The following is a 15,317-nucleotide window of genomic DNA, read 5'->3' on the forward strand; positions in this document are numbered from 1 at the left end:
GCGATGCTCAACGGCTATGGGCTGGCGAGCGGGCTGATCCAGCAGAAGACGATCAGTCATACCGAGGTGCGCCAGCTGTTCGGGATGCTGATCCTGCTCAATGTCGGGCTCGCGGTCGTCCAGCTCGCGGTGCTCGCGCCGCTCGCCTCCGCCTATTACCGCCAGCCCATCGTCGGCGACATGCTGCGCGTGCAGGCGTTGCTCTATCTGACCACGCCGTTCATCGCGCTCCCTTATGCACTGCTGTCGCGCGCGATGGATTTCCGCCATCAGGCCAAGGCCAATATCGTCGCGTCGATCGCGAGCGCCAGCGCGGCGCTGGGCGGCGCGCTCTACGGGCTGGGGGTGTGGACGCTCGTGCTCGCGCCGATCGTGCTGTTCACGGTGCGCGGCGCGATGATGACGGCGAGCGCGCGCTCGCTGGTCTGGCCGAGCTTCGACTTTCGCGGCGCCGGGGGACTTGCCCGCTATGGCGGGATCATGGCCGCCGGGCAGTTGTTCTGGTTCCTGCAGAGCCAGGTCGACGTGTTCATCGCCGGGCGCAGCTTTTCGCCGCACATGCTCGGCATCTACACGACCAGCCTGTTCCTGACGCAGATCTTCGTCGCGAAGTTCGTGCCGCCGCTCAACGAGGTCGCGTTCTCCGCCTATGCGCGGATGCAGCACGACGCCGACGCGATCGCGCGCGCGTTCGTCCGTGCGGTGCGGATCGTCATGGTGGTGGCGATGCCCTTCTATATGGGGCTCGCCGCGACGGCAGAGCCTCTGGTGCTGACCGTGCTCGGCGAGAAATGGCGCGAGACCGCCCCCGTCGTCCATCTGCTTGCCCTCGCGATGCCGTTCATGACGCTGCAGGTGCTGTTCACCCCGGCGTGCGACGCGCGCGGGCGACCGGGGATCGGAGTGCGCAACGGCGCGACCGGTGCGGCGATCCTGGGCGTCGCGTTCCTGGTCGGCGTGCACTGGGGGCCGACGGGGATGGGGCTGGCGTGGATCGCGGCCTATCCGCTGTATCTCGCGATCAGCGCGTGGCGATCGCTGCCGGTGATCGGCGCGCGGCTGCGCGACGTCGCCGATGCGGTCGCCTCGCCAACACTCGCGGGGATCGCGATGGCGCTGATCGTCGCGCTGGTCGACGATGCGCTGCCCGCGATTCTCCCCGGGATTCCGGTCGCGCTGCGCCTCGGCCTGCTCGTCGCGATCGGGGCGGTCGTGTACGGTGGCTGGATGCTGGTCTTCTCGCGCGGGGCGGTCCGCGAGCTGATCGCGATCGTGCGCAAGCGGCCGGTGACCGACTAGCGGGGCGGCCCCGCCGAATCGCGATCGACGGCTCGCGTGCACGGTTCGGCACGAATTGGACGGCGACGCGCGACTCGTTCATTGCACCGTAACCCGGAGGTTGGTTTAGTGGCCGCTCGGGTTTGGGGAACAGGTTATGCGTCATTTCTGGCTGGGCCTCGCCGCCCTGGCGACCATTGCGGGACCCGCGACGGGGACTGCGTTTGCGCAGGTCCGCACGATCGATCCCAACCAGGCGATCGACGCCGACCTCTCGCCGGCGCCGCGGCCGCAGGTCACGCCGCGCCGCGACCCGCCGCCGCCGCAGCGCTATCCGGCCGAGCAGCCCCAGGCACAGGCCGCGCCGGCGCCCGCCCCCGACCCCGTCGATCGCGCATCGCAGGAGGCGCGCGCGGAAGCGACGACGCAGGCGGCCGACACCTATCAGCGCGACGACCTGCTCGCCGCGGGCGAAGGCGTGTTCGGCAAGGGTGCGGCGGGGCTCGGCGGGATCCTCGAGAACATCCTCAAGGACCAGGGCCAGCCCAACGCCTATATCGCCGGGCGCGAGGCATCGGGCGCGTTTGTCCTCGGCGTACGCTACGGCTCGGGGATCATGAGCCACAAGATCGAGGGGCAGCAGCCGGTCTACTGGACCGGGCCGTCGGTCGGGTTCGACGTCGGCGGCGATGCGAACAAGGTCTTCGTGCTGGTCTACAACCTCTACGACACCGAGGAACTGTACAAGCGCTTCCCCGCGGTCGAGGGGCGGCTCTACCTCGTCGGCGGATTCGCCGCGACCTATCTGCGGCGGGGGAACGTGGTGCTGATCCCGATCCGGCTTGGCGTGGGTTGGCGCGCGGGGGTGAACGTCGGGTATATGAACATCACGCATAAATCGCGGTGGCTGCCTTTCTAGGCGCGGCGTAGCGCGGCAGGCGGCGACGTCCGCCTGACTCGCGCAAGCCCGGCCGGCGGGCTTCAGCCCGTCCGACGACACGGGCTTTGCCCGTGCCGCGGCGCCGCCCCCGCGCCAACACCCCTCACCCCCCGCAACCCTGGGCTCCCGCTTTCGCGGGAGAACGGCGCACGAAGCCCCCGGTAGCGCCCACCCCTGCAATCCCCTACCCTGCCCCCATGGCAAAACCCGACCGCCTCGCCCGCCTCGACGTCCAGCGCGCGGACCTCGAAGCCGAATACCGCGAAACGCTGATCGCCGCGCTGGAGAAGACCGCGCGCGGATCGCTCGGGCTGTTCGACCACGGCACCGACCGCCGCGTCCGCGCCGCGATCCAGCCGACGATCGACGCGCTGAACGAACTCGGCGACTCGATCGATTCGATGCGCGAGCGGCTGATGATGGAGCCGTTCGTACTCCACCGCGACTTCTTCGCGGCACGCGGGCCCGTCACAGCGAGTGCGGTCGGCGAGGGCAAGCAGGCGAAGGCCTGGCTTGAACGCCTCCGCGCCTGAGCGCTCGACACTCCTCCCCCGCCAGGGGGAGGTGGCAGGCGTCAGCCTGACGGAGGGGGCGGGAAAAGGAACGTCGGTTCCGTGTCCGCCCCCTCCGTCGCCTTCGGCGCCACCTCCCCCTGGCGGGGGAGGATTAACCCGCGAACCGCCACCCGAGCGTCGTCCCCGCGAGGAACGGCACGACCGACGTGTCGCCCTTGCCGATCCGGTCGGGCACCACGACCGCGTCGCGCACCAACGTCACCGTCCCCTCGTTGAGCGGCAGCCCGTAGAAGCGCGCGCCGTGTTCCGAGGCGAACCCCTCGAAATGCGGCAACGCGCCCTCCGCGTCGAACACGCTCAGATATGCCTCGAGCGCGAACGGCGCGTTGAAGATCCCCGCGCAGCCGCAGCCCGATTCCTTCGCGCCCACGACATGCGGCGCGCTGTCGGTACCGAGGAAGATCCGCGGGCTGCCCGACACCGCCGCGGCGCGCACCGCGAGCCGATGCGTCTCGCGCTTCAGCACCGGCAGGCAATAGGCGTGCGGCCTGAGCCCGCCGTCGAACAGCGCGTTGCGGTTGATCATCAGATGCTGCGGCGTGATCGTCGCGGCGATCGGATGGTCCGCCTCCAGCACGAACGCCGCGGCCTCCGCGGTGGTGATGTGCTCGAGCACGATCTTCAGCGCGGGGTAATCGCGCGTCAGGGGGCCGAGCGTCCGTTCGACGAACACCGCCTCGCGGTCGAAGATGTCGATCGCCTTGTCGGTCACCTCGCCGTGGATCAGCAACGGCATCCCGATCCGCTGCAGCGTCTCCAGCACGCCCGTCAGCGCGCGGATGTCGGTGACGCCGTGCGCCGAATTGGTCGTCGCATGCGCGGGGTAGAGCTTGCATGCGGCGAACACGCCCTCGGCATAGCCGCGCTCGATCTCGGCCGGGTCGATCCCGTCGGTCAGGTAGCACGTCATCAGCGGGGTGAACGCGGCATCGCCGACCGCCGCCAGAATCCGGTCGCGATACGCCCGCGCCGCGTCGATGCTCGTCACCGGCGGGGTGAGGTTGGGCATGATGATCGCGCGCGCGAACTGCCGCGCGGTATGCCGGGCGACGGCGTCGAGCATCGCGCCGTCGCGGAAATGGACATGCCAGTCGTCGGGGCGGCGGATCGTCAGGCTCTGGGTCATGCGCCCTGTTATCGGCGCGGGTCGCCGGGCGCCAGCCGCACGACGCTTGGAAATCGCCTGCGGTGCACTAGGTGACAGTCATGGACGACACCACAACGCTCCCCGATCGCCGCGTCCTGCGCGTCTCGGGCGAAGACCCGCGGGGCTTCCTGCAGGGGCTCGTCACCGCCGACACCGCCGCGCTCGCGCCGGGGGCGCCCGCCTGGGGTGCGCTGCTGTCGCCGCAAGGCAAGGCGCTGTTCGACTTCATCCTGTGGGCGGACGGCGATGCGGTGCTGATCGATGTCGAGGCGACGCAGGCCGACGCGCTGGTCCGCCGCCTCGCCATGTACCGCCTGCGCCGGACGATCGACATCGCGGTGACCGATCTTGCGGTGCACTGGTCGCTGTCGGGTAGCGAAGGCGTGCCCGATCCGCGGCTGGCGGCGCTCGGCCGGCGCTGGATCGGCCCCGCCTCCGCGCCCGCGACCGGCTGGATGGCACACCGCCTCTCGCTCGGCGTCGTCGAAGGCGTCGGCGAGCTCGGCAATGGCGAGACGCTCTGGCTGGAATGCAATGCCGGCGAGCTGAACGGCGTCAGCTACACCAAGGGGTGCTATGTCGGGCAGGAGAACACCGCGCGGATGCACCACCGCTCGAAGGTCAACCGCCGCCTGGTCGTCGCGCCGCTCGGCGAACCGACGGACCGCACCCGCGCGACCTATCCGGAGCTCGGCCTGATGATCGAGCACCGCCGCGTCGACACGCTCGGCAATGCGCTGATCCCCGACTGGCTGGCGGCAGCGCTGGCCGTGGCGGACTAACCCCTACGCCGTCATCCCGGGCTCGTCCCGGGATCCAGGGTTACAGGTGCACCGCCCGCGGCCCTGGATCCCGGGACAAGCCCGGGATGACGGAGCATTTGCGGAAACTACCGCCCGACCGCCGTATAGGCGAACCCCGCCGCCTCGATCTGCCCGCGATTATACACGTTGCGCAGGTCGACCAGCACCGGCGCGGCCATCACCGTCTTCAGCCGCGCGAAGTCGAGCGCGCGGAACGCGTCCCATTCGGTGACGATCACCACCGCGTCGGCGCCCTCGGCCGCCTCGTACGCATCGCGGCAATAAGTGAGATCCGGCATCATCGCCCTCGCCGCCTCCATCCCCTCGGGATCGAACCCGCGGACGGTCACCCCGGCATCCGCCAGCGCGGTCGCGATCGCAAGACTCGGCGCGTCGCGCATGTCGTCGGTGTTGGGCTTGAACGTCAGCCCCAGCAACGCGACCGTTTTCCCGCGCACGTCGTCGACGCTGCCGCCTTCGCCCGTCAGCGCGGCGATGACCTTGCGCCCCATCGCGCGCTTGCGGCTGTCGTTCACCTTCACCACCGCCTCGACGATGTGCACCGGCGACTGGTAATCCTCCGCGGTCTTGAGCAGCGCGAGCGTATCCTTGGGGAAGCACGAGCCCCCATAGCCCGGCCCCGCATGCAGGAACTTCTTGCCGATCCGGTTGTCGAGCCCGATCCCGCGGCTGACGTCCTGCACGTCGGCGCCGACCGCCTCGCACAGGTCGGCGATCTCGTTGATGAAGGTGATCTTGGTCGCGAGGAACGCGTTGGCTGCGTACTTGATCAGCTCGGACGTCCGCCGGCTGACGAACAGGATCGGGCTCTCGTTGAGGTAGAGCGGGCGGTACACGCCGCGCATCACCGCCTGCGCGGTCTCGTCCTCGGTGCCGATGACGATCCGGTCGGGCCGCTTGAAGTCGCCGATCGCGGCGCCCTCGCGCAGGAATTCCGGATTGGAGACGACTGCGATCGCCATGTCCGGCCGCTGCTCGCGCAGGATCGCCTCGACGCGGTCACCGGTGCCGACCGGCACGGTCGACTTGGTGACGACCACGGTCGGTCCGGTCACCGCGGCGGCGATCTCCTCGGTCGCCGCGAACACGTAGCTGAGGTCCGCATGCCCGTCGCCGCGGCGCGACGGCGTGCCGACCGCGATGAAGATCGCATCGGCCCCCGCCACGGCGCTCGCCAGATCGGTGGTGAAGGTCAGCCGCCCCGCCGCCACGTTGACCGCGACCAGCTGTTCGAGCCCGGGCTCGAAGATCGGCATCCGCCCCGCCTCGAGCGCGGCGATCTTGGTCTCGTCCTTGTCGACGCAGATCACGTCGTGCCCGAAATCGGCGAAGCAGGCGCCGGATACCAGGCCGACATAGCCCGAACCGATCATCGTGATGCGCATGGCGGTACCCCGTGGCGAGGGCCACGCCCCCTGAACAGGCCCCGCTACTAAACCGTGCCGCGCACGATGCCAGCGGATTTGCACGCAGCGGCCCATCCCATACCCGGTGTCCCGATCGCTACGCGTGTCATCTGATCCCCACGCCCGTCATCCGATCCACGCGCCCGTCATCCGATCCCCGCGCCTGTCATCCAACCACCACGCCCGTCATCCCAGCGAAGGCTGGGATCTCCCGACGCAGGCGCGCGCGCTTACCGCGAAAGACCCCAGCCTTCGCTGGGGCGACGGAGAGGTTCGATGGATGACGATAGGAGTCGCCGGGGCGAGGGTACGCCCTCCCCAAGAGCGTCCGCTGCTCAACCGCGCCACGCACGATGCCAGCGACTTTGCGCGCCGCGGTCCGCCGAGGATCCAGCCTCATCCGCCCCCGCCAAGGGGAGGATCGAAGGACGTGCCCGCCCAAACCCCACAACGAAAAAGGGAGGCCGGCTTGCGCCGACCTCCCTCTTCACCGTTCAGCTCAAATCCCGAAGGATTGGAAAGCTTACTGGCCCGAACCCGGACCGTACGTGACTTCCACGCGACGGTTCTGGACTTCGCGGACACCGTCTGCGGTGTCGACGCGCGGACGGCTCTCACCGAACGCTTCGGTCGAGATGACCGAGTCAGGGATGGCGTGCGACGACAGGTAAGCCTTCACGCCGTCAGCGCGACGCTGCGACAGACCGACGTTGTACGAAGCGGCACCCGACTTGTCGGCGTGACCGGCCAGCATGACCTGTGCGTTGCCGCACGACTGGTACTGCGTGACGGCGTTGTCGAGGATCGACGCTGCCTCAGGCGTGATGTCCGACTTGTCCCATTCGAAGAACACGATGAACGGACCAGGCGAGCAAACGACCTCGGGCGGGGGCGGCGGAGCGACGGGCTCGGGCGGCGGCGGCGGCGGAGCAACGGGCTCCGGCGGCGGCGTCGGCGAACCGAAGTTGTAGGTCAGGCCACCCAGGATGCTGTGCGAACGATAGCGACCGTTGAACGAACGGTTCGACACGTCGACCAGCTTGACGTTGTCGGCGTTGAAGAAGCGATACTTCAGCGTTGCGTCGACATGGTCGGTCAGCGGAGCGCGGACGCCTGCGAGACCCTGGTACGCGAACACGGTGTCCGAGTCGTTCATGAAGTCGCCGCCGGTGGTCAGGCCGTAGTTGGCCTTGACGCGGGCAACGCCGACACCGCCGCCGACGAAGCCCTGGATGCCATCATCCGGACCGAAGTCGAGCAGGCCGTTCAGCATGAAGCTGAGTGCCGAGGTGTGGCCGCCTGCGTAGTTGTAATCGCCAGCAGGACGGTTGCCGCGAACGCCGGCAGTCGTGAACGCCGGGGTCGTCGTGGTCGACGAGTAGCCGTCGACGGTCGCCTTGCGGTAACCGACTTCGGTTTCGACGCGGAACCCGCCGAAATCATAGCCCATCACACCATCGACGTCATAACCATAGTCATGATCGACAGTGCCAGCATTCTTCAGTGCACCGATGTCGTAATCGATGTCTTCAACGATCATCGCACCGCCTTCGACGCCAACGTACCACGACTTGTCGCGGGCGAGGGCGGGAGTGGCGAGTGCGGTGGAGGCGAGTGCCAGAACGACGGCAAGCTTCCGCATACTAAATCCCCTTTCATGAGTGTCACACGGACATCGCAAACTCCCTATCTCCGGGTTCGTTTCCACGCAAGCGAACAAACACCGGAACTGTTGCTTCGGTGCAACAGTCGCGAACTGCGTTGCGCGCGGTGCCGGATCGGCTGGTCCGGCAGGGGGTCGCGGCGGGGCAGTGAAGGCTAGCAGCCGCTGCCGCCGATACGCCACGACAAACCATCTAACGTAGATCAAAGGCCCGAATCACAACGGTTTGCGGTCGGTCGGGTTCAGGATGCGATCAACCCATGCGCGCGTAGCGCCGCCAGCATCGCACCGATCACCGCCCGCGCTTCGGCGTCGACGACCGATCCGCTTATCGGTCCGGCGATGGCGGCGTGCTGCGGCCCGACGACGCGGATCCCGTCGATCGTCACGCCGCTGCCGGTCAGCATCCCGACTCGCCACGCGCCATCGACGAAGCGGGTTTCCCGGGCGCCGGCGATGCTCCACACCGCCATCCCCTCGCGCGCCGCGACGAAGCGCCACCCGCCCTCGGTCCAACCCGCGAGCGCCTGCGCATGGCCGCTCCAGACCCCGGTCGGCGCGTTCCCCACCACCCAGGCCTGCCCCACGACGGGCGACGCCGGCGGCACGTTGACGCCGACCGCGACCACCCCCGCCTGCACTGCCAGGTCGAGCAGCGTCAGCGCCTCGTTGTGCGTCAGCTCCTTTTGCGCCTGCCCCGGCTGCAGCAGCGGCAATCCCAGCCGCGCACTCGTCTCGCTCATGCCATCGCTCCCGTTTCCAGAACCAGTTCCGCCGCGCTCGAGGCGCCGAACACACCGACCTGCCGCACGCTCGCCGCGAGGTCCGACGGCGCCAGCTCCAGCGCGGGCACGGCAGTCTCGACCACGCGCTCCCCGCCGGCCCCGACGATCGCCACGCGGTACAGCTCGCTCTCCTCGCCCAGCGGCGCATCGACCCCGTCGCTCCAGCGCCACCCCGCCCGGCTCCGCCGCACCCAGTGCAGCCGTGTCCCCTTGACCCGCAGATGCACCGGCGACGGCGGCAGGACCGAGACACCGCCGATCGTGCAGCGGGTCTCGACCGGCTCGTCGTCCCCCACCCCCGACGCCATCACGCGCACCGTCCGCCCGATCGCCGACACCGGCAGGTCGATCGTCCTTGCCGTCTCGCTCTCCAGCAGCACGAACCGGTCCCCTGCCACCGCCGCCGCACGCTCGGTCCCCCGCCGCCCGCGCAGCAACCGCGTCAGCCGCCACCGCGCGCCGCCCAGCGGTTCCGCCGACCCGAACTGCACCAGCTCGCCCCCGACCACCGCGAGGTTCGCCCCGCGGTCGAGCGCCGCCGCATCCGCATCGCCGAGCACCATGCCGTCATGGGCGAGCGCCACCAGGATCGCACCGTCCCGGTCGATCAGCGTCGCCGGCGCGCGCGGCGCCACCGTCTCCACCACCCCGATCACCGCAGGCGCCGCGGTCGCCCCGCCCGCGGTCCAGCTCGCGCCGTCGTCGAGGCTGTAGAGCAACGCCGCACGCCGCCACCCCGCGCCCGTGCCCGCCGCGGCGATCGTCAGCCGCGGCGCCGACAGCGGCCCGTCGTCCAGCCCCGGCGTCTCGACAGCCACCAGGATCGTGCGCCCGACCGCCGCGTCCGCCGCCGCCGCGACCCGCCCGCTCGTCGCGCGCGCCGCGATCGGCGCGGTCTCCAGCGGCACCAGCGCCAGCCGCACCACCATCGCTTCGACCATCACCTCGGCGACCCGCCAGGTCCCCGCCTCGCCGGCGATCGCGACGCAGCGCCCCGGCGCGATCGCCAGCCCGTCGAACCCGCACGTCACGCTCCGCCGCACCCGCCCCGCCTCGGCGCGCGCGAGCATCGCCTCGGCCACGGTCTTCGCCGCCCCCGCGTCCAGCACCGCGGGCACCTCGACCCGCTCGTCGCGCGATCCCGGACCGGGGCGCGTCGCGCGCTGCAGCCCCGCCTGATACTCGCGCGCCGGATCGTAATGCCCGACGCTCACGCTCCGCGGCACCGTGTCGATCGCCGCCACGCTCCGTGTCCGCCGCTCGCGTCCCCCGAACCCGGCATCGACGACGGTCGCCACCGCACCGGGAGAATCGCGCATCGCCAGACCCGCACCGGCGGGCGCGAACCACGCCCCGCTCGCCTGCCCCAGCGTCTCCAGCACCGCGCGCACGCTGCCGCCCGACGCCGCGAACCCGTCCAGCATCATCCCCGCATCGCCGCCGACCTCGCCCGCCAGCACCCGCGCGACGTGCCCCACCGACACCGCCGCCGGATCCGCGATCACCTCGAAGGTCAGCGACGGAATCCGGTTGCTGTAGTCACCCAGCTGCATCCCCTCGAACACCGCGTACGCGCACCCGCGATGCGCCGGCGCCAGCCCCTCCGCCGACCCGATCAGCGGATCGACCGCCTGGTCCTCACCCCCCGGGTGCAGCCGGAACCCGGTCGCGGTCTTGAAGTCCCCCGCAGCGCCGCGCAGCAGCGTCCCCTCCGCCCAGATCCGCCCGACCCCCTGGATCGCCCGCGCCGACAGCAACACCGCGAACGACGCGGCATAGCTGTACACCGTGGTGTTCGGCTGCCCCTTGCCGCCATGCGCGGTCCCGCGGCTCTCGATCAGGTCGGTCGCCCAGATCACTGTCCCCGCGACGCGCATCGTCCCGAACAGCAGCGGGATCTGGCTACCATAGGACGAGGTCTGCACCGCCAGCTCGACCAGCCGCGGCCCCTGCCGTCGCTTCGGCCGGAACACCGCATGGTCGATCGCCTGCCCGACCAGCGCCCCGATCGCCCCGCCAATGGGGCCCCCCACCGCCGTCCCGACCACCGTCAGCACCAACGTCGCCATCGTCTGTCCCCCGTAATCGCCACGCACCCACCAGCGGCCAGGCCGCGCCCGTCCGCTCCACCACGCGCCGCAACCCCGCATCCGCATGAACAAACCCACGCGCGGTCCGCACGCCCAGATGCAGCTGCCCCGGCCCCGTCCGCATCAGCAGCACGTCCCCCGCCGCCATGCCGTCACTTCGCGCCAAACCCGCATCCAGCGCCGCCGCGACCCGCCCCGGATCGCCACCGCGCAGCGCATAACCGCTGGGAACCTCACCCGAATATCCGCCGCCACGCAGCGCCACCGCGACCACCCCAATGCAATCGAGCCCGTGCACCGGATCGCGCCCATGCAACCGGAACCGCGCCCCCACCGCCGCCAGTGCGGCGTCTGCAACCGCGCTCATCCCGGATAGCGCGTGAGCAGGTCGATCCCCGGCAGATACGGCTCGCCGCGAAAATTCACCGCGTTCCCGAACCGCGCGCCGCACGTCGCGAGGCTCTTGTCGCACCCCTCGACCAGCTCGGCGAGCACCCCCGCCGCGACCACGAACCCCGGCGCCGCGCGCAGCGTCACCACCGCGCCGTCGGACCGCGCGATGCCGCTCTCCAGCCCGCCATTCGCGCCCCCGAACCAACGCAACAGTCCCCCGCCATAGGCATCCGCGACCGGCTCGACCGCATCCACCGTTACCGCCCGCCCATCGCACGCCAGCACCCGCACGAACCGCCGCCGCCCCGCCATCGCCACCCTGCACCGCCGGTCGCCCAGCGACGCGCGACACTCGGGCGAGGTCTCCTCGACCACCGCGCGGTCCAGCGCCGCGCTCGCCCCCTGCAGTTCGGCGGTGAACCCGGCCTCGGTCAGCTCGACCGCCCCGATCGTCCCCTCGCCCAAATCGACCCGGTTGCCGACATCGGTCCAGTCCACCGCAAACACCGCCACCCGCGCGCCGTCCCAGCGCCCCGCGAGCAGATCCGCCTCCCCGATCGCGCCACTCGTCAGCGCGCCTGCGACATCCATCGTATCCGCCTCAAGCCCGCCGGACCGCTGGATCGCCGACGGCGTCATCCCCGGCGCCGCGCGGTGCACCAGCCCGTCGACGACCAGGTCCCGGTCATGCGCGGTCAACCCGATCGCCACCCCATCCCGCCGCTCGATCCGCCAGCACAGCGCGATCGTCGTCAGTTCTGCGCTCAGCCAAGTCATGGGAACCTCCAAGAAGAAATGGTTTTCACGCAAAGCCACGAAGACGCGAAGAAGAGTTGCGGAGCCCCGCGAGCAAATCCGCCTCGCCGATCGCGCCGCTCGTCAACGCGCCCGCAACATCCATCGTATCCACCTCCAGCCCGCCGGACCGCTGGATCGCCGACGGCGTCATCCCCGGCGCCGCGCGGTGCACCAGCCCGTCGACGACCAGGTCCCGGTCATGCGCGGTCAACCCGATCGCCACCCCATCCCGCCGCTCGATCCGCCAGCACAACGCGATCGTCGTCAGTTCTGCGCTCAGCCAGGTCATGGAAACCTCCGAGAAGAAGGGGTTTTCACGCAAAGACGCGAAGACAAGGAAGGGAAGGAGAGAGGAACAAGCAGCCCCCTTCCCAAATCCGTCACCCCAGCGAAGGCTGGGGTCTCCCGCCGAACCTGCGCCACGCCAGCCGCGAAAGACCCCAGCCTTCGCTGGGATGACGAAAATGGCGGGCGCACCACGCACCCCCGACCGCAACACCTTCGCGTCTTTGCGGCTTAGCGTGATCAAACTGCCTGCCACGCCGAAGAAGTGGGGTTCACGCGGAGGCGCGGAGACGCGGAGGAAGGGCGCTCGCGGCAGCTACACTTTCTCATAAAGACTTTCAGCGACACTGGATTTGGAAGATGCCTGTCGGCATCCCCCTCCGCGTCTCCGCGCCTCCGCGCCTCCGCGTGAACCAACCTTCTTCCGCTTCTCCGCAAACGAACGAACCTACCCCTCCCGAACCTCGACCAGAGGCACCGACGCCGCCTCCCCCGTCAGGAACGTCGCCAGGTTCACCCGCAACCGATCCTCCGCGAACCGCACCGGCACGTCGAAGCCGAACCCCGCCGTCACCACCGCCCCCACCCCCGGCGCCGCATCCAGCACCACCCAGCCGCCAACCTCGACCGAGAACCCGACGGCACCCCCGTCGACCGCCACGGATACGCTCCCCGACACCGGCCGCGTGATCCGCCGCACGCTCGCGCCGTAATGCTTCACCAGCGCGAACCGCCGCAGCACGCCGTCCCCCACCCCAACCAGCTCGCCCACCCCCGAACTGTCGAACGGATCGCGCAACCGGAACGCCCGCGCCGGCCCCATCCGCGCGCGGAAGAACGCTAGCAGCGCCGCGATATCGTCCGCACTGCGCAACCCCGGCCCGACGTCATACGCCGTCCGCGCCTCCGCCCAGGCCGCACTGCGCGTCTCGACCCCGCCCGCGCTCGTCAGGATCGCCGTCGAGAATCCCGGCGTCACCGCCGCCTCGCGCCCCAGCGCCAGCGGGAACAGCACGTCGTCGAACGCGTCCATTTCGTCCTCCATTTCGGTATCGACCCCTTGCGTATCGAAATGCACGAACCCGTCGCGCATCACCTGCGGCAGCGCCCACAGCAGCGCCGCCGCCACCCCGCGCGCCCGCGCCCGCACCGCCGCCGCCTCGATGAAACTCCACTGCGCCACTTGATCGGGCCGCAACACGAACCCCGACAGATAGTGCTGCCGCTCGACCGGATACCCCAGCCGCGCCTCGGCCGCCGCCACACCGCGCGCAGTCGACCCCGCGTCCCCCGCGGTCACCCAGTCGTAATCTTCGAGCTGCAGCACGTCGAACGCCGGCGACGCCCACCCCACAGGCATGTTCGCGCGCTTCGCCTCGGGCGCCGCTGCATCCAGGACGGTCGGCAGATAGGTCAGAAGATGCGTGACGCATCCGGACGCCGTGTCTTTTGCCGCCCCCGCCAGCGCCGCGGTCGACGCCGCCAGGCACGCCCCCGCCGCGTCCAGCGTGACAATCTGCGCCGCGCTCATGCCGCCCCGGATCGTCGGCAGCGCGACCGGCGCGAACGCCGCCACCGCGCTCGCATCATACAGGCACGGCCGCCCGTCGGGCATCACCCACCACCACGGCTCGCCCACCTGGAACTTGGCCGCGAGTCCGGCAGCGACCGCGATCCCCATGACCGCCCGCGCCACCGCTTGCAGATACCCGATCGCGCCCGAATGCGCCGGCGACAGCAAAGTCGACGGCGGCGCCCACCCCGTCAGCGCCGGCGTCCCATCGGCAGCCCGCTGCTTCCAGTCGTTCCAGCAATGCGCATCGAACAGCTCGTAGCTGAGCGACCAGATCACCCCGAACCCGAGCGCCTTGGCCCGTTCCGCAAAATCCCGGTGCCACGCCGCACACGCGACGTTCAGCACGCCCCCCGCCAGGCTCACATAATAGCCACCGGACAGCGCCTCGAGCCGGAAATAATGGCTCATCCCCACATAGTGCACGATGTCGCCGCGATACCCCAGGTGCAGCGCATTGCGCAGCAACCGCGCCGGCGTCAGGTTGTAGCTGTCGTCATAGCCGCCTGCGATCCCGATGCCGTGCTCGGGCACCACCGCGTCACCGATCGCGATCACCGACCCCGGTCCCTCGCAGACCATCCCGGTCAGCTCCACCCACCCCTCGCAAGGCGCCGGCAATGCCGCATCCGCCCCCGAATAGTCGGGCGACACCAGCGACACGAACATCCGGTCGATATCCCCCGCCCATACCGGATCGCTGTCGGTCGGCAGGTCGAACCCGCCGACCAGATCGGCGAAGTCGATCGAGACGGCCGCATCCTCGGGGCTCCCGACCGCATGGTTCCACAACCGCACATACCACGCCCGCGCCGTCCCCCCGGCGTCCCGCCCCTCGATCGTCAGCGTCGGCCCGTTGATCGCATCCAGCGCCATCACGCCGCCCGACCGCCATCGGAACGACAGCCGGCAATCGCGGAAGTCGCGCACCGTCTCGTAGCGGAGCAACGGATGATCGAACCGATCCTCCGCTTCCCAGATCAGCCCCGCCAGGTCGTCCGCCTTGTAGAACACCGCATCGACGCGCAGCGAGTCAGGCCCGGTCGTCGTCACCGCCGCCATCATCGGCCGCGGGAAATCGACCGTCCAGAACCGCGGATCGAACCGCGTCAGCGTCCCCACCCCCTGCACCGTCCGCGCCGAACACACCCAATGCGCCATTGCCCATCTCCCGCCACCGGCCACGCGTACGAACAGAAGAAATCGGGTTCACGCGGAGGCGCGGAGACGCGGAGAGAAAGGGCAGAAAGGAGCGGAAGCACCCCTCTCAACTCCGTCACCCCAGCGAAGGCTGGGGTCTCCCGCCGAACCTGCGCCACGCCAGCCGCGAAAGATCCCAGCCTTCGCTGGGATGACGAAACCGGCGGCCACTCCGTCCCCCCGAACAAAACACCTCCGCGTCTCCGCGCCTCCGCGTGAACCACCTTCTTCTCGACCGGAAGGAAAATTCGCGCAGAGGCGCAGAGGACGCAGAGGTCGGTATCCGCGACGTACCTCTGCCTTCTCTGATCAGAGATCATGCGGTCCGCTATCGCGAACGAATCACCTCTGCGTCCTCTG

The 15,317-nt window shown here is 70.1% G+C and carries 11 protein-coding genes and 1 pseudogene (1 of these 12 running past the window's edge); 4 read left to right on the top strand and 8 right to left on the bottom strand.

Annotated features, from left to right (window positions below; translation table 11 throughout):
- From FSB78_RS15245 to FSB78_RS15255, 3 genes are all read left to right on the top strand, one after another.
- A protein-coding gene (locus tag FSB78_RS15245) for a lipopolysaccharide biosynthesis protein (protein WP_147083420.1) crosses the window boundary here: on the top strand, positions 1 to 1,299 show its 3' portion. It extends 198 nt beyond the left edge of the window; only the last 1,299 of its 1,497 coding nucleotides appear in the window; the start codon falls outside the window, past its left edge; it ends in the stop codon at positions 1,297 to 1,299.
- Positions 1,300 to 1,435: 136 nt separating this feature from the next.
- Positions 1,436 to 2,197 (top strand): DUF1134 domain-containing protein, encoded by a 762-nt coding sequence (locus FSB78_RS15250; RefSeq protein WP_147083421.1) that lies wholly within the window; start codon positions 1,436 to 1,438, stop codon positions 2,195 to 2,197.
- Between the two features lie 218 nt (positions 2,198 to 2,415).
- Positions 2,416 to 2,751, top strand: coding sequence for a hypothetical protein (locus FSB78_RS15255; protein WP_147083422.1), 336 nt, complete (start codon positions 2,416 to 2,418; stop codon positions 2,749 to 2,751).
- A 133-nt stretch (positions 2,752 to 2,884) separates the two neighbouring features.
- Here the strand turns inward: FSB78_RS15255 and pyrC are convergent, their stop codons facing one another.
- Positions 2,885 to 3,919, bottom strand: a complete 1,035-nt coding sequence (gene pyrC, locus FSB78_RS15260) for a dihydroorotase (RefSeq protein ID WP_147083423.1) — start codon at positions 3,917 to 3,919, stop codon at positions 2,885 to 2,887.
- 80 nt (positions 3,920 to 3,999) lie between these two features.
- Between pyrC and ygfZ the strand changes: the two genes are divergently transcribed.
- On the top strand, positions 4,000 to 4,722 hold the full coding sequence (gene ygfZ / locus FSB78_RS15265; protein WP_147083424.1) for a CAF17-like 4Fe-4S cluster assembly/insertion protein YgfZ: 723 nt from the start codon (positions 4,000 to 4,002) through the stop codon (positions 4,720 to 4,722).
- 107 nt (positions 4,723 to 4,829) lie between these two features.
- Here the strand turns inward: ygfZ and FSB78_RS15270 are convergent, their stop codons facing one another.
- The 7 genes and pseudogenes from FSB78_RS15270 to FSB78_RS15305 form a co-directional block, all read right to left on the bottom strand.
- Positions 4,830 to 6,149, bottom strand: a complete 1,320-nt coding sequence (locus FSB78_RS15270) for a UDP-glucose dehydrogenase family protein (RefSeq protein WP_147083425.1) — start codon at positions 6,147 to 6,149, stop codon at positions 4,830 to 4,832.
- A 544-nt stretch (positions 6,150 to 6,693) separates the two neighbouring features.
- Positions 6,694 to 7,812, bottom strand: coding sequence for an OmpA family protein (locus FSB78_RS15275; protein ID WP_147083426.1), 1,119 nt, complete (start codon positions 7,810 to 7,812; stop codon positions 6,694 to 6,696).
- 263 nt (positions 7,813 to 8,075) lie between these two features.
- Entirely contained in the window at positions 8,076 to 8,576 is a 501-nt protein-coding gene (locus FSB78_RS15280) for a DUF2793 domain-containing protein (RefSeq protein ID WP_147083427.1), read from the bottom strand.
- Entirely contained in the window at positions 8,573 to 10,687 is a 2,115-nt protein-coding gene (locus tag FSB78_RS15285) for a phage tail protein (protein WP_147083428.1), read from the bottom strand. Before FSB78_RS15285 ends, FSB78_RS15280 begins: the two co-directional genes overlap by 4 nt.
- A 384-nt stretch (positions 10,688 to 11,071) precedes the next feature.
- A complete protein-coding gene (locus FSB78_RS15295; RefSeq protein WP_147083429.1) occupies positions 11,072 to 11,878 on the bottom strand; it encodes a DUF2163 domain-containing protein in 807 nt (268 codons plus the stop codon).
- A gap of 28 nt (positions 11,879 to 11,906) precedes the next feature.
- Positions 11,907 to 12,188, bottom strand: a pseudogene (locus tag FSB78_RS15300) (baseplate hub domain-containing protein); the annotation flags it as partial.
- A gap of 444 nt (positions 12,189 to 12,632) precedes the next feature.
- Positions 12,633 to 14,918: a DUF2460 domain-containing protein gene (locus FSB78_RS15305; protein WP_147083431.1), complete on the bottom strand. Its 2,286-nt coding sequence runs from the start codon at positions 14,916 to 14,918 to the stop codon at positions 12,633 to 12,635.
- Positions 14,919 to 15,317: the final 399 nt, after the last annotated feature.

This window comes from Sphingomonas ginsenosidivorax (genome assembly GCF_007995065.1).
Lineage (GTDB): Bacteria > Pseudomonadota > Alphaproteobacteria > Sphingomonadales > Sphingomonadaceae > Sphingomonas > Sphingomonas ginsenosidivorax.

Bases quoted from the DNA above. Each gene is read 5' to 3' on its own strand.
- FSB78_RS15295 (WP_147083429.1), bottom strand. From the start codon at position 11,878: ATGACTTGGCTGAGCGCAGAACTGACGACGATCGCGCTGTGCTGGCGG.
- FSB78_RS15280 (WP_147083427.1), bottom strand. From the start codon at position 8,576: ATGAGCGAGACGAGTGCGCGGCTGGGATTGCCGCTGCTGCAGCCGGGG.
- pyrC (WP_147083423.1), bottom strand. From the start codon at position 3,919: ATGACCCAGAGCCTGACGATCCGCCGCCCCGACGACTGGCATGTCCAT.
- FSB78_RS15270 (WP_147083425.1), bottom strand. From the start codon at position 6,149: ATGCGCATCACGATGATCGGTTCGGGCTATGTCGGCCTGGTATCCGGC.
- FSB78_RS15250 (WP_147083421.1), top strand. From the start codon at position 1,436: ATGCGTCATTTCTGGCTGGGCCTCGCCGCCCTGGCGACCATTGCGGGA.
- FSB78_RS15285 (WP_147083428.1), bottom strand. From the start codon at position 10,687: ATGGCGACGTTGGTGCTGACGGTGGTCGGGACGGCGGTGGGGGGCCCC.
- FSB78_RS15255 (WP_147083422.1), top strand. From the start codon at position 2,416: ATGGCAAAACCCGACCGCCTCGCCCGCCTCGACGTCCAGCGCGCGGAC.
- ygfZ (WP_147083424.1), top strand. From the start codon at position 4,000: ATGGACGACACCACAACGCTCCCCGATCGCCGCGTCCTGCGCGTCTCG.
- FSB78_RS15275 (WP_147083426.1), bottom strand. From the start codon at position 7,812: ATGCGGAAGCTTGCCGTCGTTCTGGCACTCGCCTCCACCGCACTCGCC.
- FSB78_RS15305 (WP_147083431.1), bottom strand. From the start codon at position 14,918: ATGGCGCATTGGGTGTGTTCGGCGCGGACGGTGCAGGGGGTGGGGACG.